Origin of the sequence: Leucobacter chromiireducens subsp. solipictus (genome assembly GCF_016758195.1) — a bacterium.
Classification (GTDB): domain Bacteria; phylum Actinomycetota; class Actinomycetes; order Actinomycetales; family Microbacteriaceae; genus Leucobacter; species Leucobacter solipictus.
In genome coordinates this window covers 225,176-241,703 of the sequence record NZ_QYAC01000002.1, presented here as the reverse complement: position 1 = coordinate 241,703, position 16,528 = coordinate 225,176, and the positions used below count along the sequence as shown (strand labels likewise).

At 71.1% G+C, this 16,528-nt stretch carries 11 protein-coding genes; 3 read left to right on the top strand and 8 right to left on the bottom strand.

The annotated features are described in order from the left end of the window. The first annotated feature begins 133 nt into the window (after positions 1–133). The gene (locus D3230_RS04580) at positions 134–1,552 is read left to right on the top strand and encodes an acyltransferase family protein (protein ID WP_202343841.1); all 1,419 of its coding nucleotides are present in this window, start codon (positions 134–136) and stop codon (positions 1,550–1,552) included. 126 nt (positions 1,553–1,678) lie between these two features. Here D3230_RS04580 and D3230_RS04575 read toward each other — a convergent pair whose 3' ends face one another. From D3230_RS04575 to D3230_RS04565, 3 genes are read right to left on the bottom strand one after another with little or no spacing between them, the layout of a single operon-like run. Next, a complete protein-coding gene (locus D3230_RS04575) occupies positions 1,679–2,635 on the bottom strand; it encodes a 1,4-dihydroxy-2-naphthoate polyprenyltransferase (protein WP_202343840.1) in 957 nt (318 codons plus the stop codon). After that, on the bottom strand, positions 2,632–3,870 hold the full coding sequence (locus D3230_RS04570; protein WP_337249087.1) for an AMP-binding protein: 1,239 nt from the start codon (positions 3,868–3,870) through the stop codon (positions 2,632–2,634). The genes D3230_RS04575 and D3230_RS04570 overlap by 4 nt, the downstream gene beginning before the upstream one ends. 28 nt (positions 3,871–3,898) lie before the next feature. Beyond that, the gene (locus tag D3230_RS04565; RefSeq protein WP_202343839.1) at positions 3,899–4,663 is read right to left on the bottom strand and encodes an IclR family transcriptional regulator; all 765 of its coding nucleotides are present in this window, start codon (positions 4,661–4,663) and stop codon (positions 3,899–3,901) included. A gap of 93 nt (positions 4,664–4,756) precedes the next feature. Between D3230_RS04565 and D3230_RS04560 the strand changes: the two genes are divergently transcribed. Further along, entirely contained in the window at positions 4,757–6,940 is a 2,184-nt protein-coding gene (locus D3230_RS04560) for a malate synthase G (RefSeq protein WP_202343838.1), read from the top strand. A gap of 175 nt (positions 6,941–7,115) precedes the next feature. Here D3230_RS04560 and D3230_RS04555 read toward each other — a convergent pair whose 3' ends face one another. Both D3230_RS04555 and D3230_RS04550 read right to left on the bottom strand, forming a co-directional pair. Continuing rightward, complete coding sequence (locus D3230_RS04555) at positions 7,116–8,030, bottom strand: 1,4-dihydroxy-2-naphthoyl-CoA synthase (RefSeq protein WP_202343837.1); 915 nt, start codon at positions 8,028–8,030, stop codon at positions 7,116–7,118. Positions 8,031–8,066: 36 nt separating this feature from the next. Next, positions 8,067–8,798: a VIT1/CCC1 transporter family protein gene (locus D3230_RS04550; protein ID WP_202343836.1), complete on the bottom strand. Its 732-nt coding sequence runs from the start codon at positions 8,796–8,798 to the stop codon at positions 8,067–8,069. Positions 8,799–8,920: 122 nt separating this feature from the next. Here D3230_RS04550 and D3230_RS04545 point away from each other — a divergent pair, with 122 nt between their 5' ends. Then, positions 8,921–9,958, top strand: a complete 1,038-nt coding sequence (locus tag D3230_RS04545; protein ID WP_237466939.1) for an o-succinylbenzoate synthase — start codon at positions 8,921–8,923, stop codon at positions 9,956–9,958. A gap of 305 nt (positions 9,959–10,263) precedes the next feature. Here D3230_RS04545 and D3230_RS04540 read toward each other — a convergent pair whose 3' ends face one another. From D3230_RS04540 to D3230_RS04530, 3 genes are all read right to left on the bottom strand, one after another. Next, positions 10,264–11,466 (bottom strand): cobalamin-independent methionine synthase II family protein, encoded by a 1,203-nt coding sequence (locus D3230_RS04540; RefSeq protein ID WP_202343835.1) that lies wholly within the window; start codon positions 11,464–11,466, stop codon positions 10,264–10,266. A gap of 139 nt (positions 11,467–11,605) precedes the next feature. Continuing rightward, entirely contained in the window at positions 11,606–13,372 is a 1,767-nt protein-coding gene (locus D3230_RS04535; protein WP_202343834.1) for an AMP-binding protein, read from the bottom strand. A gap of 5 nt (positions 13,373–13,377) precedes the next feature. Then, positions 13,378–16,497 carry a DUF2207 domain-containing protein gene (locus D3230_RS04530; protein ID WP_202343833.1) on the bottom strand — a complete coding sequence of 1,040 codons (3,120 nt, stop codon included), beginning with the start codon at positions 16,495–16,497 and terminating at the stop codon, positions 13,378–13,380. Positions 16,498–16,528: the final 31 nt, after the last annotated feature.

Here is a 16,528-nt window from a genome sequence, read left to right as displayed (position 1 = left end):
TGGGCAGCGAGCCCGAGACAGGAGCCCGGGCCCCGGGTAGCACCTGGGTAGGGGGCAGGTCAGGACCGGGGAGGGACGCGCGGCGCGCGTTCGTCACGGGAAGGTACTTCCAACACTCGGGAAGGACCCTCTCATGACGCTCGTTGTCCCCGCGCACACCCCGCTGCCGGATCCACCACAGCCCCGGTCGCGGCGCGATCCCGCCGTCGACCTCGTGCGGGCCGCATGCCTGATCGCGGTCGTCACCGTGCACGCGCTGATGGTGGGCGTGAGCCTGACGAGCGGTGATCCGGCCGGCGCAGCGACCGGCACCGCAGGGGGCGTCGTCATCGAGAACGCGCTCGAGTCGTGGGGCGGATTCACCGTGTTCTCCTGGGTGGCCCAGATGATGCCGCTGTTCTTCGTGCTCGGCGGCTTCGCCTCGGCGACGCACCTGCGCGGGCTTCGGCGTCGCGGCGTGCGCGCAGACGCGTACGTGGCGCTCCGCCTCCGACGCTTACTCCCGGTGCCGCTCGCCGCGGCCGGTGCCGTGGTCGCGGGGCTGACCGCGCTCACGCTGGTGGGTCTGGACGCGTCCCTGGTGGCGGAGGCGGGGTGGCGGATCAGCCAGCCGCTCTGGTTCCTGGGGGTGTACGTGCTGTGCAGCGCGCTCGTTCCCGCCGCACTGCGGCTGCACGAGCGCGCCCCCGGACGCACCCTCGCGGCCCTCGGTGCGGCGGTGCTCTGCGTGGATGCGCTCCGCGCGGCGAGCGGGGTCGATGCCCTCGGTTTCGCGAACCTGCTGTTCGTGTGGATGTTCGTGCAGCAGCTGGGCTTCTGGCTCGCCGACGGGCGTGTGCCGAGCCTCCGCACGGCGGGGTGGGCCGTGGCGGGCATCATCGCGCTCATGGCGCTCGGGGCGAGCCCCGCGAACCTCTTCGCGGCGCTGAACCCGCCCACCGCGGCGCTCGCGCTGCTCGGCGTGGTGCAGCTCGCGCTCTTCGCCGCGGCGCGGGATCGCTTGCGCGCCTGGGCCGCGCTCCCCGGGATCGCTCGCGCCTCGAACGCGATCAACGGGGCCGCAATGACGATCTACTCCTGGCACATGCTCGTCGTGATCGCGCTCACGGGGCTGCTGCTCGCGACGGGCGCGCTCACGGGTGCCACGATGCTCCTGCCGGTGCCGCTCACCGCCGAATGGTGGCTGAGCCGCCCGTTCTGGATCGCCACCGCGAGCCTCGCGGTCGCGGCCGTGGTCGCCGTCGTCGCGCGGATCGAGCGTCGGCCGGACCCGCACCGCGCGGCCGCGTCCGGGGCTCCGGCCGGGGCACAGAACCGGGAGCATGCGCCCCAGCCGGGCCCGTTCCGCACCGTCGCCGCGGTCCTCACGGGTGCCGGCGGCGTCCTCCTGATCCTCGTCGCGACCGGGGCCCTCTGGGCGTGGCTGGCCGGCATGCTCCTTCTGGCCGTCGCGGTTCGCCTCGCGTCTCCGGGCCCCCTCGCCCCGGCGGTTATCCGCGCAGGCCGTGCCGCAGCGCCGCGAGCGCTCGCTCCCCGTCCCCAAGGGTCCTGATAAACACCGACCCTCTCGCGGACTCGTCGTCATCCATGGGTGAGTTTCCGGGACATCACGAAGCCGAAGCCCCGGAAACTCACCCATGGATGCCGGCCGAAGCACGGGAGCGACGGCGGGCTGTAGCTAGAACGCGAAGGCGATGCCGAGCAGCACGCCGTAGGCGAGCGCGGCGAGGCTCGTGAGCTGCAGCACGAGGATCAGCTCGCGCGGGGTTCTTGCGGTGAGCACGATGACGATGCACGGCACCACGATGAGCAGCACGAGCCACACGAGCACCATGCCCGAGTGCGCAAAGCCGAACATGCCCGGCACCACAAAGGGCAGCAGCAGGCACACCACAAACAGGATCCGCGAGGGCAGATCCCCGATCCGGACCGCGAGCGTGCGCTTGCCCGCGAGGCGGTCCGTGGGGATGTCCCGGATATTGTTGACGATCAACACGGCGACCGCGAACAGGCCCACCCCGGCCCCCGCGAACCAGGCCTCCTGGGTGCGGACGTCGGTCTGCAGCCAGACGGTGCCGACCGTGGCAACGAGCCCGAAGAAGATGAACACCACGACCTCGCCGAGGCCGGCGTACCCGTAGGGGCGCTTGCCGCCCGTGTAGAACCAGGCCGCGATGATCGCGACGACCCCGAGCGCGAGGAACCACCACCGGCCGCTCAGCGCCACCGCGACGATGCCCGCAACCGCCGCGAGTCCGAAGAACGTCAGGGCGAGCAGCAGGACCCGCTTCGGGTTGACGAGCCCAGAGCCGGTGAGGCGTGCCGGGCCGACCCGGAACTCGTCGGTGCCGCGCACCCCGTCCGAGTAGTCGTTCGCGTAGTTCACGCCGATTTGCAGGAACACCGCGACGGCGAGCGCGAGCAGCGTGAGCGGCCAGGAGAAATCCTGGACCATGTGCGCGATCCCCGCGCCGGCCGCGACCGGTGCGACCGCGAGGGGCAGGGTGCGCAGCCGCGCGCCGCCCACCCAGTTGCGCCAGGTGATGCGCGGTTCGCCGCCCGCGGCGACGATCGTTTCCGCCGCGGCGCGCACCGCCGGATTGCCCGACCGTCGCCGATCCTTCGCCTGGTTCACGCCTGGTCCTCTCCTGCGGCTTGCCGCGTCTCACGGAAGCTGTCGCGTACTCGCCCGATCCACTCGCCGAGCGCGGCGAGGTCCGGTTTGCCTCCGGGGAGGCGGGGCATCTGCGCGGTCTCGGTCACCCATTCCGGCACGGCGGCAACGCCGAGCTGGGCGCGGACGGCGTCGCGGACGGCGTCGAAGCCGAGGGCGTCCGCGGGTGCCGGATCCGGCGTCTCGATCACGAGCGTCACCCGCTCCCCCCACTCGGGGTGGGGCGCCGCGAGCGCCACGGCCGTGTCCCAGCCGGCGAGCTCCCGAACCACGCGTTCGACCTCGTCGAGGGAGACGTTGATGCCCCCGGAGATCAGGACGCGGTCGAGGCGCCCGGTGACGGTCAGCATGCCGCCGAGCAGTTCGCCGGCGTCGCCCGTGCGATACCACCGGATCGGTGCCCCCTCGCGGTCGGTCTCGGCGAGGAAGCGGTCCGCGGTCAGCGCGGGATCCCCCACGTAGCCGAGGGCGAGCGAGCTCCCGGCGAGCTGCACCTCTCCGGCGCGGATCCGCACCAGGGTGTCGCCGATCTCGACCCCGTCGTAGACGCAGCCGCCCGCGGTTTCGGTCATGCCGTAGCTGCGCTTCAGCGCGACGCCGAGCTCGTGGCAGCGCTGCCGCAGGGCGACCGAGATGGCTTGGCCGCCCACGAGCACCGCGTCGAAGCGCCGCAGCACCTCGGCCGCTGCGGGATCCGCCGCGGCGTGATCCAGCACGCGTGCCAATTGCACCGGGACGAGGGAAATATAGCGCCGCTCAGCGGTCATCGTCTCGGCCGCGGCGAGCACCCGTGCGGGATCGAAGGCGCCGTCCACGAACACCGGATCGCACTCGGAGAGCGCGCTGCGGATGAGCATCTGCAGCCCGGAGATGAGGTGCACGGGCAGCGTCACGAGCCACTGTCCCGGTCCACCGAAACGCTCGTGGGTCGCGGCGGCGCTCGCCCGGAGCGCGTCCGCGGAGAGCGCGACGGCCTTCGGGATCCCGCTGGAGCCGGAGGTGCGCACGACCACGGCGGTGCCCTCGGGCAGGGGGGTGTGCTGCAGTTCGTGCACGGCCGCGGCGTCGGCCCCCTCGCCGCCTCCCGGGGGGAGCGGCAGGACGGGGGCCCCGCCGGCCAGGGCGTCCTGCAGCGCGGCCACTAGCCAGGCACGATCCTCGGTGGGAATAGCGCGAAGTCCGTTGGGCGAAGTCACCCCTCCAGGGTACTCCGTGCGTCGCTCCTTATTCTCCGGCCAGCTCGTGCGCGGCCCGGGTGAGCTCGGCGACGGCCCGCTCCACGATCGCGTCCGTCATCCGCGCCGAGGGCCCGGAGATGGACAGCGCCGCCGGCGGCACGGCACCGGGGATCGCCACCGCGATGCACCGCACCCCGACCTCCTGCTCGCCGTCGTCGATCGCGAAGCCGCGATTCCGCGTGGCCTGCAGATCCTCGATCAGGGCCTTTGCGGTCGTGAGCGTGGTCCCGGTGTACGCCGGCTGACCGGTGCGCTCCAGGATCGCGCGCACGCGGCGCTCGGGCAGCGTCGCGAGCATCGCCTTCCCGACTCCGCTCGCGTGGGGCAGCACGCGCCGCCCCACCTCGGTGAACATCCGCATCCGGTGTCGCGAGGGAACCTGCGCGACGTAGGCGACGAGGTCCCCCTCGAGGATCGCAAGGTTGGCGGTTTCCTGCGCGATCTCTTCCAGGGCGATGAGGGTGCCCCGTGCGGACTCCGCGAGCGGCGGCGTGGCCCGCTCCCCCAGGCCGATGAGCTTCGGGCCCAGCGAGTAGTCGCGGTTCTTGAGTTGCCGGGCGGCCCCCAGGTCGAGCAACGTCCGCAGCAACCGGTGTGCGGTCGGCACCGCGAGGCCGGAGCGCGCGGCGACCTCGGTCAGCGGGAGCGGTGAATCCGCGTCGGCGAGCACGTCGAGGACGTTGAACGCCCGGGACACCGACTGCACCTGACCCGGCGTCTCTGAGAGTTCACGTACGGATGAATCGTCCATGACTCCACTATACGGAATGGATACTCCATTTTCGGCAATAGGCTCCTATGGTGGACAGTAGTTCCCCATTGGACCCGCAGCATTGGAGCTCGCATGACCACCTACGTCTCTCGCGCCGACCTCTCCGTCGCCGAGCCGATCGTCGCCTTCGCCGAGGAAAGCCTCGACCGCCACCGGCTCGACGCCGCGACGTTCTGGACGGGCGTGAGCGCGATCGTGCACGACCTGGCACCGCGCAACGCGGCACTGCTCCGCACGCGCGAAGAGCTCCAGACGCAGATCGACGCATTCCACCAGGCACAGCCCGGGGTGCCGGATCCCGCCGCCTACCGCGCATTCCTCACCGAGATCGGGTACCTCGCCCCCGAACCCGGCGCGGTCCGCGTGACCACCGAAAACGTCGCCCCGGAGATCGCGCAGCTCGCGGGCCCGCAGCTCGTGGTCCCGATCCTCAATGCACGCTTCGCGATCAACGCGGTCAACGCGCGCTGGGGCTCCCTGTACGACGCGCTCTACGGCACCGACGCGATCTCGCAGGAGGGGGCGCTCGCCCCCGGCGCGAGCTACAACCCCGAGCGCGGGGCCGCCGTGATCGCGCGCGGCCGCGAGTTCCTCGACACGGTCGCACCGCTCGCCGGATCCGGCACCGCCTCCCACGCGGGCAGCACCGGCTACGCGATCCAGGACGGGGCGCTCGTCGTGACCCTCGCGGACGGCGCGACGGCCGGTCTCGCCGATCCCGCTGCGCTCGTCGGATACACCGGTGCGGCCGAGGCCCCCGAGACCATCGTCCTGGTGCACCACGGCATCCACGCCGAGATCGTGATCGACCGATCCGGCACCATCGGCGCAAGCGACTCCGCGGGCGTGCAGGACATCGTCATCGAAGCCGCCCTCACCACGATCATGGACCTCGAAGACTCGGTCGCTGCCGTGGACGCGGAAGACAAGGCGCTCGGCTACCGCAACTGGCGCGGCCTCATGGCCGGCACCCTCACCGAGGAGATCAGCAAGGGCGGCAAGACGTTCACGCGGCGCATGGCCGCGGACCGCGTCTACACCGCCCCCGACGGCGGCACCGTCACGCTGCCCGGCCGCTCCGTGCTGTTCGTGCGCAACGTGGGCCACCTCATGCTCGGCGATTCGATCCTCGACCGCGACGGGGCGGAAACGCCCGAGGGGATCATCGACGCGATCATGACCGCGCTCGGATCCCTCGAGGACCTGCGCGGCGACCTCGCGAACTCGCGCACCCCCTCCATGTACATCGTGAAGCCGAAGATGCACGGGCCCGACGAGGCCGCGTTCACCGCGGAACTGTTCGGGCGGGTGGAGGAACTGCTGGGGCTGCCCGCGCTGACGCTGAAGGTCGGCATCATGGACGAGGAGCGCCGCACCTCCGCAAACCTCGCCGCGTCGATCGCCGCGGCCGCGGACCGGGTCGCGTTCATCAACACCGGGTTCCTCGACCGCACCGGCGACGAGATCCACACCTCCATGCACGCGGGCCCCTTCCTCTCAAAGGACGCGATCCGCACCGCGCCGTGGCTCGGCACCTACGAGGCCCGCAACGTGATCATCGGCGTCGCGAGCGGCCTCGACGGGCACGCGCAGATCGGCAAGGGCATGTGGGCCATGCCGGACCTGATGGCCGCGATGCTCGAGCAGAAGATCGGGCACGTTCGCGCCGGAGCTTCGACCGCGTGGGTGCCGTCGCCGACCGCCGCGACGCTGCACGCGATCCACTACCACCAGGCTGACGCGTTCGCCGCGCGGGCCGAGGTGACGGCGGCGGCCCCCGCGGGCGATTCCCTCGACACGCTGCTGCAGATCCCGCTCGCCGGGGACGGGGAGCTCGACGCCGAGACCGTCGCCGCGGAGCTGGAGAACAGCGCGCAGTCGATCCTCGGCTACGTGGTGCGCTGGATCGACCAGGGCATCGGCTGCTCGAAGGTGCCGGATCTGCGAGACGTCGCCCTTATGGAGGATCGCGCGACGCTCCGGATCTCCGCACAGTTGCTTGCCAACTGGCTGCTGCACGGCGTGATCACCGAGGCCGAGATCGACGCCGCGCTGACGCGCTGCGCGGCAATCGTGGATCGCCAGAACGCCTCCGACCCGCTGTACGAGCAGCTGCTCGGGGCCGACGGGGCCACGCCCGGCCTCGCCTTCACGGCGGCCCGCCGCCTGATCGTGGAGGGCGCGGCGCAGCCGAGCGGCTACACCGAGCCGCTGCTGCACGAGCTCCGCCGCGCGAAGAAGGCCGAGCAGGCGTAACGCCGCGCCGCCGGTGCCGAGGGGGCGCCCCGCCCCGCGCGTGCGCGGTCCGCGCCCCCTCGCCCAAACCGAGGCGTTTTATCGAGAATGACCCAAATTCCCTAGAAATTCGGTCGGTTTCGATAAAACGCCTCGGTTTCGACGGTCCTGGGGTCGGCTCCCGCGCCCGCGCGGGCTAGTAGTGGTACGGGAACGGGCTCCAGTCGGGATCCCGCTTCTCGAGGAACGAGTCGCGCCCCTCGACGGCCTCGTCGGTGCCGTAGGCCAGGCGGGTGGTCTCCCCGGCGAAGAGCTGCTGCCCGACGATCCCGTCGTCGACCGCGTTCATCGCGTATTTCAGCATCCGGATCGCGGTCGGCGACTTGCCGAGAATGGTGCGCGCCCACGCGATGCCCGTGCGCTCCAGCTCCTCGTGCGGCACGACCTCGTTCACCGCGCCGATCTCGCGGGCGCGGTCCGCCGAATACTCCTCCGCGAGGAAGAAGATCTCCCGGGCAAACTTCTGGCCCACCTGACGCGCGAAGTACGCGCTGCCGTAGCCCGCATCGAATGACCCCACGTCGGCGTCGGTCTGCTTGAACTTTGCGTGCTCCCGAGAGGCGATGGTCAGATCGCACACCACGTTCAGCGAGTGTCCGCCGCCCGCGGCCCAGCCGGGAACGAGCGCGATAACCACCTTCGGCATGAACCGGATGAGGCGCTGCACCTCGAGGATGTGCAGCCGCCCAGCCCGGGCCGCCGCCTCCGGGCCCACGGCCGTCTCATCGTCGGAGTACTTGTACCCGTCGCGGCCCCGAATCCGCTGGTCCCCGCCCGAGCAGAACGCCCAGCCGCCGTCGCGCGGGGACGGCCCGTTCCCGGTCAACAGGACCACACCGACCCGCGGGTTCACTCGCACGCGATCCAGCGCGTCGTAGAGCTCGTCGACGGTGTGCGGCCTAAAGGCGTTGCGCACCTCGGGCCGGTTGAACGCGACGCGCGCGATCCGGCCGTCCAGGCTCAGGTGCGCGGTGATGTCGGTGTAGCCCGCCGCCCCTGGGGCGACCTCCCACTCGGACGGATCGAAGATCTCAGAAACCTGCTGCGTCATGCCCTCAGCCTATTCGGCTGCCCCCGCTCGCGGGCATCAGGACACTGCGACACCGAACAGCATGCCGATCAGATAGGTCGCGGCCATCGTGGCTCCGCCCATGATGATGTTCCGCAGGATCGCGGGTCCGCGCGGGGACTTGCCGAGCGTCGCGCTAATCCAGCCGGTCAGGAACAGGCCGATCAAGACGGCCACCACGGCGACCCACACACGGTTCTCGCCCACCGGGAGCAGGATCATGGCGAGGGGGATCAGCGCGCCGACCGTGAACGCCACGAAGGAGGAGAGCGCCGCGGCCCAGGGGCTCGTGTATTCCTCCGGATCGATGCCGAGCTCGACCTCCGCGTGCGCGGCCAGCGCGTCGTGCGCGGTCAATTCCTCAGCGACCTGCTGCGCGAGCTCGGGCGACAGCCCGCGATCCTCGTAGAACCCGGCAAGCTCGCGCAGCTCTGCCTCGGGCATCTCCGCGAGTTCGCGCTTTTCCTTCGCGATCATCGCGCGCTCGGTGTCCCGCTGCGTGCTCACCGAGACGTACTCGCCGCCCGCCATCGAGAAGGCACCGGCGACCAGCGCCGCAAGCCCCGCCGTGGCGATCGCGAGCACGTTGCCCGGCGTCGCACCGGCGACGCCGATGACCACGCCCGCGGTCGAGACGATGCCGTCGTTGGCCCCGAGCACCCCGGCGCGCAACCAGTTGAGGCGCTGCCCCAGGTTCTCGTGTGGCTCGTGCGGGTGTTGTCCGGGCGTGGGTTGCGTGGTGTTCGCCATGCCCCGATTCTGCTCCCGCATGTGCCGGAACGCAAGCGAGGACAGGCTGTCCTTTCTCACGCTCACCAGCGGTTTTTGCGCCGTTCATCCGCGCCGTCCAACCGACTGCCTAGACTCGAAGCATGAGTCCCGCCGCGGCCGCCCCGCCCATGCCCAGCTCCCTGCCGCCGCTTGCCGAGGTTCTGGATTCGATGCGGGTCGTCGCGATTCCGACGCGCACCCGGTTTCGGGGCGTCACGGTCCGCGAGGCGGCGATCTTTGATGCGCCGGCCGGACCCAGTGAGTTTTCCCCGTTCACTGAGTATGACGATGCCGAGGCCGCCTCATGGCTGGCCGCCGCCCTCGACTACGGGTGGACCGCGCAGCCCGCGCCACGGCTGGACCGGGTCGAGGTCAACGCGACGGTGCCTGCGGTGGCACCGGACGAGGTCGCGAGGATCCTTGATCGATTCCCCGGCTGTCGCACCGCGAAGGTGAAGGTCGCCGAGCGCGGGCAGGTCCTCGCCGACGACGTGGCGCGCGTGCGCCGAGTCCGGGAGCTGATGGGGCCGGACGCGCGCGTCCGGGTGGACGCCAACACGGGGTGGTCGGTGGCGGAGGCCGTCACCGCTCTGACCGCGCTCGCGGAGTTCGAGTTGGAGTATGCCGAACAGCCGTGCGTGAGCGTGCCGGAGCTTGCCGACGTGCGGGACCGGCTGCGTGCCGCGGGGGCCCAGGTGCGGATCGCCGCGGACGAGAGCGTCCGCAAAGCCTCGGACCCGCTCGCCGTGGCCCGGGCTGGGGCCGCGGATCTGCTCATCATCAAGGCGCAGCCTCTCGGCGGCGTCGCGCGCGCACTGGGCATCGTGCGCGAGGCGAACCTCCCGGTGGTCGTTTCCAGCGCGCTCGATACCTCGGTCGGGATCTCGATGGGCGCACACCTCGCCGCTGCGCTCCCCGAGGGGATGCTCGCCGGGGCGTGCGGGCTGGGCACGGTCGCGCTCCTCGCGGATGACGTCACCGATACGCCGCTCGTCCCCGTGGAGGGTGTCATTCCGGTGGGCCGGCCGGCGCTCAGCGAGGCGTCACTCACACGTACTGCCGCGAGTCCGGAACGCACCGCGTGGTGGGTGGAACGCGTGACCCGCTGCTACGCGCTTCTCGCCGCCGAGGCTGCGTAGGCCGAACGAGCAGCGCGATCGGTTCGAGCAGCGTGAGCGCAGGGGAACCGGCGTTCGCGACCTCCAAACCGAGGCATTTTCCCGCAACCGTGTCATTTTCGTGCACATTTGGCTCGTGCCAGAGAAAATCGCTCGGTTTCGACGGGAGCGCTACGAGGGTGCCAGCGGGAGCGGGCGGGCACCAGCACACGCGAGCGGGCGAGCAGGCGCGCACCAGCACACGCGGGCGGGCGCTCAGGTGCCGGCGTAGACACGTCGGCGGGCCCGGGCACACGCGCGCCTGGGCCCGCCACGCTCCACGGGCCCTACACCCGCACGCGGCGCGCGCCCTCGCCGAGGGCCTCGAGCTTCGCCCACGCGATCTGCGGGTGGACGCGGCCACCCAGGCCGCAGTCCGTCGCGGCGATGACGCGCTCCGGGCCGACGATCTTCGCGAAGCGTTCGATGCGCTGCGCGACGAGGTCCGGGTGCTCGACGAGGTTGGTCGAGTGGCCGACGACGCCGGGAACCAGGATCACGTCGTCCGGGATCAGGGCCTTCTGGTCTTCCCAGACCGCCCACTCGTGCTCGTGGCGCGCGTTCGCGGCCTCGAAGGAGATCTGGCCGACCTTCGCGCCGAGCACGGTCTTCAGGATGTGCTTCAGCTCGATGTCCGTGGTGTGCGGACCGTGCCAGGAGCCCCAGCACAGGTGCAGGCGGATCTGCTCCTTCGGCAGGCCCTCGATTGCGGCGTTGATCGCGTCGATCCGAATCTGCGTGAATGCGAGGTAGTCCTCCACGCTCGGCTCCGGGTTGATCTGGTCCCAGTTCTCGGCGAGCGAGGGATCGTCGAGCTGCAGGATCAGGCCCGCATCGGTGACCGCGCGGTACTCCTCGCGCAGGGCCGCGACCCACGCGTCGATGTGTTCCTGCTCGGAGCCGTAGAACTCGTTCTCGATGCGCGCCGCGGAACCGGGGGCGATCGCGGTGAGGAAGCCCCGTTCGCCCGCCTCGAGCGCCGCGTTCAGGTTCCGGGTGTCCGCGGCGATCGCGTCGTGCCCGGTGTAGCTGATGGGGCCGGTGGTTGCAGGGAACGCGGTCGCGTTCTTGCCCACGCTGATCCCACTCGTCGGATCCTGGTATGCCTCCGCGAAGGTGCTCCAGTCGCGGCGATCCGGGAACGTCGTCAGGCGCACGTTGCCCGGCTCGGAACGCACGGGCTCCTGGCTGAAGATGTCCTTGCCGGTGAGCTCGAGACCCGCCGTGCGCTGGAACGAGTACGTCCACCAGGCACCGTAGTCGACCGCGTTCGACATGGCTTTGCCGAACTCGCCGTCCCCGGGCTGGGTGATGCCCGCCTCGCGCTGGCGAGCCACAACGTCCCGGGTGGCCTCGGCGACGAGCGCCGCAAACTCGGGTGTGGACTGCAGCGTGAAGCCGTCCTCGGCGAAGGTGCGGGCCGCGTTGGCCGCGATCAGGGCCTCGGTACGGGGCAGGCTGCCGGCGGTGGTGGTCTCGATACGTGTCATGCTTCGAAGCTATCCCGGGCGCTCGCAAGGCCCCAGTCGCGTGACGCTGTGTGACGGCGGACGCCGCCGCACGCCGAGGGGCCGAAACGCGCTGGGGCGCGGGCCACCGCGCGGACCACCGCGCACCACCGCGGACCCCCTAGCCCTTGAGGCCGGGGAAGTCTTCTTCGCGCCATTCCTCGGGCAGCCGCTCCCCCGCGTCATAGGCCACGACCTCGCGGTCGCGCAGCTCGACGCGGCGGATCTTGCCGGAGGTCGTCTTCGGAAGCTCGAAGAACTCGACCCGGCGCACGCGCATGTACGGCGGCAATGCGACGCGGGCGTGTGCCAGCACCTCACGGGCGGTGTCCTGGGTCGCGGGGACCCCGGCGGCGAGCGCCACATACGCCTTCGTCACGTTCAGCTTGGTCTCATCGGGTGCTCCCACCACGGCGGCCTCCGCGACCGCCGGGTGCTCGAGGAGGGCGCTCTCCACCTCGAACGGGGAAACCTTAAAGTCGCTCGACTTGAACACGTCGTCGGTGCGGCCCACGAAGGTGAGCACGCCATCGTCGCCGCGCTGGGCAACATCGCCGGTGTGGAACAGGCCGCCGGCGGTCGCCCGAGCGGTCGCCTCGTCGTTCCCGAAATACCCGGTCATCAGGTTCCGCGGCGCATGCCGCGGGGCATCGCCGTCGCGCTCGGGATCCGCCGGGACGATGCGCAGGCAGATCTCCCCCTCGCGCGCTTCCTCGCCGGTGAGCGGATCGACGAGCACCGCGTCGACGCCCGGCAACGGCAGGCCCATCGCCCCCGGGACGATGGGGTCTCCCGGCATGTTGCCGATCAGCGCCGTCGTCTCGGTCTGGCCGTAGCCGTCGCGGATCTCGAGCCCCCACCATTCCTGGATGCGCGCAATCACCTCGGGGTTCAGCGGCTCACCGGCGGACACCACTTCCCGGAGTGCGCGGGGCTTCCGGTCCAGGCGGTGCTGGATCAGCATGCGCCACACCGTCGGCGGGGCGCAGAAGGTGGTGACCCCGGCGCGATCCAGCTCGGAGACGAGGAACTCGGCGTCGAAGCGCGCGTAGTTCGCGACGAAGATCGTGGCCCCGACGTGCCACGGGCCGAAGAAGCTCGACCAGGCGTGCTTCGCCCAGCCGGGCGCGCTGATGACGAGGTGCGTGTCGCCGGGCCGCACGCCCAGCCAGGACATGGTGGTGAGGTGGCCGAGCGGGTAGCTCGTGTGCGAGTGCACCACGATCTTCGGCAGGCTGGTCGTCCCCGAGGTGAAGTAGATCAGCGCCGGATCAATGCTGCGCGTCAGCTTCGGGATCGCCGCGGTGCCCGCGGCCCGCGACTCCTCGTAGGGCGCCCATTCCCAGAGCGCGGAGCGCTGGTCCTTCGTCCCGTCGGCGAGGCCGACGCCCACGCCGCGGTAGCGGCCGGGCACGTCACCGAACTTGATCGCGTCTTCCGGGGCGGCGAACACCCAGGTGACGCGCCCGCGCTCGACCCGGTCCACGAGCTCCGCGGCCCCCAGCACGACCGAGGTGGGGAGGATCACGACGCCCAGCTTCATGGCGGCGAGCATGATCTCCCACAGCTCGACGCGATTGCCGAGCATCAGCATCGCGACGTCGCCGCGCCGCAGCCCGGTGGCGCGCAGCCAGTTGGCCACCTGGTCGGAGCGGCGCTTCAGCTCCGCGAAGGTGAGCTTCTGCTCGCGTCCGTCCTCCTCGGAGATCCAGAGCGCCACCGTGTCGTTGCCCTCGGCGATCACGTCGAAAACATCGTGCGCCCAGTTGAACGCGTCACCCACGTCAGGCCAGCTGAACTCGGCGCGGGCTCGCGCCGGATCTCCCGCGCAGGCCAGGAGCTGGTCACGTGCGGCGAAGAAGGCGGCGGAAGCGTCAGTCTGGGTCATGCCCACTATTCTCTCCCGACCGTGGCGCCGTTCGGGAATTTCGGGGACCGCCTCGCCACGATGACGCACTCCGCGATGATCGCGACACTCATCACTCCGCCGAGCACAAACGCGCCGACGCCTCGCGCCTCTCCCCCGGGCATCGACCCGATGACCCACCAGAACACCACGCACTGCGCGATCGCGAGGACCGGGAGCGCGACGAAGGCGACGAGTCGCAGGGAGAGTCCAGGTGCACGGCGCCGCAGCGCGGCGGCGGCCGCGACGCCGAGCGCGACCGCCGCCAGCGCCCCCGTCCCCCACATCATCAATGCGTAGGGCCGGGTGTAGTCCGCAAAGAATCGCTGTGCGCCGTTCGCGGTCACTCCGCTGAAGGTGTCCGGAGCGAAGGAAAGCCGTGCCCCCAGGTCCGTGTACGAGCCGATCTGGAGCTCGTAGTGTCCGAGGGTCGCGTTCACCTCCGGGGTGACCGCGAAGCCCGCGTCCGGATCCTCCGCCTCGGCCGCGGCACCGCGATCGTCCAGCTCCGCCATCGGGTCGGTGAGCCGTGATTCGACGGCGTCCGCGTCGAACCGGAACACCACGGAGCCATCCGGTTCACGGGTTTCCGAGCCGATGCGCAGTTCCAGGCGCTGCGAGTCGTCGGTGTAGCTCGACATCTCGGTGACCCACGGTGCCACCGCGTTCCCGGACACGAACGGGATCTTCGCCCGGTCGCTATCGGTGTCGATCCACCCGCCCTCGCGAATCTCGTCCGCGAGTTCCGGGGCGACCGTGAGCTCTACCCGCAGCGGGCGCACGGGCTCGCTCCCGTCGTAGGGGTTGCTGGGGTTAACGTAGTACTCGTCCTCCCAGGAGCTGAGGAGCGCCGCCCACCGCAGCTGCTGCGTGGCCTCGCCCGCCGTGCCCGCGTCGACCACCGGGTGCGCCAGCGTGTAGCGCACCTCGACGCTGTGCACTCCGCTCAGCGCCTCGACGAGCTGGGTGGTGACCACGGCGCTGCGTGGCTGCGGGATCTTCCGAATCGGTGCGGGGGTGCCGTCCACGAGGAGGGAGTCGAGCTCGAAACCGAGGTCCTGACCGAGATACTGGGTGCTCCACTCGCGGGCAAACTGCGGCACACGCGCCGAGTCTTCCGCGAACACAACGCTGAAGCGCTCCACAACTTCGAGCCGGGCCGCGCGGGCGTCGTCTCGGGTGAGCTCGGCACGAATATCGAAGCCTTGGATCTCCGTGGCAAGGGTGCCCGGGAGGTTGCTCGCATCGTCGCTGAACCGCTCAGGGGTGGCGTACGGCGGCGGCACCGTGGCGGCAACACCGATCGCCCCGGCCAAGACGGCACCCGAGGCGAGCAGCGCCAGGATCGCGGGGAGTGCCAGGAAGTTCCCGCCGCGCCAGCCCTGCGCGAGCGAGAGTTCGCCGGTCTCCCGGATGGCGTGCTCCGCAACGCGGGATCCCGCGCGGCGCGGTGAGACGAACAGCACCGCGTAGGGCAGCAGAGGCTCGTCCACGGGCCCGCGATCCAGCAGGCGTGTTGCCCGCGCGAACACGTGGATCCCCTTCAGATCCTGCACCGCGCGTGCGCCCTTCGGGGTGAGGGGGCGCGGCCGCCGCACCAGCACGAGCGTGGCGATCGCCAGCGCGGTCGCCAGGAGCACAAACACGGCGGGCCACCACACCACCAGCAGAATGACCTGGTGTGAGAGCTGACGCAGCAGCCCCCACTGCAGCAGCGTGACCGCGACTGGTGCGTAGACGAAGAAGTCGCGGACGTAGCTGTCCGGCACCCATCGGAGGCCCTGCGCCACCACCTCATCGGAGCGACGCCAGCGCGCCGCGGTGGCGAGCACCGCGGGGGTGTTGCCCAGGCGTCCGGCCCGACGCCCGGCGCGTGCGAGACGCGCCAACCAGGAGGTGCGCTTCGCGGGGGTCACCCGCTCCGTGAGCGTCTCGACAAGCTCGGCGTGTGCCGATCGGCCGAGCAGCGCCGTGGCAAGCTCGGGCGAGAGGTCCGCGGGTGGCGTGCTGCGCGGCAGGTACCAGGGCTCGCCGGCGCTATCTGCCCAGACCACCCTGCGGGCCGCGGCCGCGAACAGGGTCAGCACGGCGAGGCCAGCGAGCGGGAGCAGCGGGCCGAACGTCTGCCACCAGAACAGCGCCGTGGTCTCGGGCTGGGCAAAGGTGCCGGCCTCGAAGCTCGTGCGGATCAGGATGTCCGGGTAGGGCGGGAGCCCCTGATCGTTGGTGAAGCTGTAGCGGGTACCCGCGGCGGTCTCGCCGTCGGGTTCGAGCCACTGTGTCGCACTCGCGATCAGCCAGCCCACGTACGCCTGGGGCGGCCGCACGAGCGCCTCGTCGAGCTCCTGCGGCAGGGTCAGCGAGACCTCAATGCCCTTCGTAGCTTGGGGCCACAGTTCGCCGAACACGGGCCAGTTCCAGGCGTCCACGATCGCCCCGGTCGCATCGTCCTCGCGCGGCGTGACCAGGTGGTGCAGTGCATAGCTGACGGCGATCTCGTGTGCGCCCTCGAAGCGTGTCCCGTCCGGACGCACGATCCGGATCGTCGTGGTCGTCGCCCGCCGATCCACCTCCGCGGTGACGGGCTCGCCGTCGACGGTGACCTCGCCGAGCGCGAACTCCGCGTCGTGGCCCTGGAACTCGGTCACCAGCACCCGCTCTACGGCGGTCTCGGGGCCGTTCCGGAACTCGGCGGTATACCGTTCTTCCACGGTCGTGGCGAACCCACCCTCGGCGTCCCGCGCCACGGTGTAGTCGACCGTGGCGTCGCGGGCCACCCAGTCGACCTCGTCCACCTTCGCGGAGGCGATGACGTCATCGAAGTCGAGCGGTTTGTTGACCACCGGGCCGACGAGCAGGAAGATGCCCACGGCCGCGAGGAGGGCCCACCCCACGCGGAGCGCGTTCCGCACCGTGGCATCGCCCCGCGCGCGAAGCCGTGCTTCAACGGCCGTCAGAATGCGCGCGAGCCACCGGAACAGCGGGGTGTGTGCGGGGGCCGGATCCGGGATCCGCCCCGAGTTCAACAGTTCCGGGTCGCTGCCCGCGAGATCGAAGAAGTCGGGGCCGGGCAGCCCGCGCCGAGACGGTTTCGCGTCTTTGCTCATGGTGCTGGCTCCCCCGAACCCGGGTCCGACC

Coding starts and splice junctions, on each gene's coding strand:
- D3230_RS04580 (WP_202343841.1), top strand. CDS start 134: ATGACGCTCGTTGTCCCCGCGCACACCCCGCTGCCGGATCCACCACAG.
- D3230_RS04535 (WP_202343834.1), bottom strand. CDS start 13,372: ATGACCCAGACTGACGCTTCCGCCGCCTTCTTCGCCGCACGTGACCAG.
- D3230_RS04530 (WP_202343833.1), bottom strand. CDS start 16,497: ATGAGCAAAGACGCGAAACCGTCTCGGCGCGGGCTGCCCGGCCCCGAC.
- D3230_RS04565 (WP_202343839.1), bottom strand. CDS start 4,663: ATGGACGATTCATCCGTACGTGAACTCTCAGAGACGCCGGGTCAGGTG.
- D3230_RS04545 (WP_237466939.1), top strand. CDS start 8,921: ATGAGTCCCGCCGCGGCCGCCCCGCCCATGCCCAGCTCCCTGCCGCCG.
- D3230_RS04540 (WP_202343835.1), bottom strand. CDS start 11,466: ATGACACGTATCGAGACCACCACCGCCGGCAGCCTGCCCCGTACCGAG.
- D3230_RS04560 (WP_202343838.1), top strand. CDS start 4,757: ATGACCACCTACGTCTCTCGCGCCGACCTCTCCGTCGCCGAGCCGATC.
- D3230_RS04555 (WP_202343837.1), bottom strand. CDS start 8,030: ATGACGCAGCAGGTTTCTGAGATCTTCGATCCGTCCGAGTGGGAGGTC.
- D3230_RS04550 (WP_202343836.1), bottom strand. CDS start 8,798: ATGGCGAACACCACGCAACCCACGCCCGGACAACACCCGCACGAGCCA.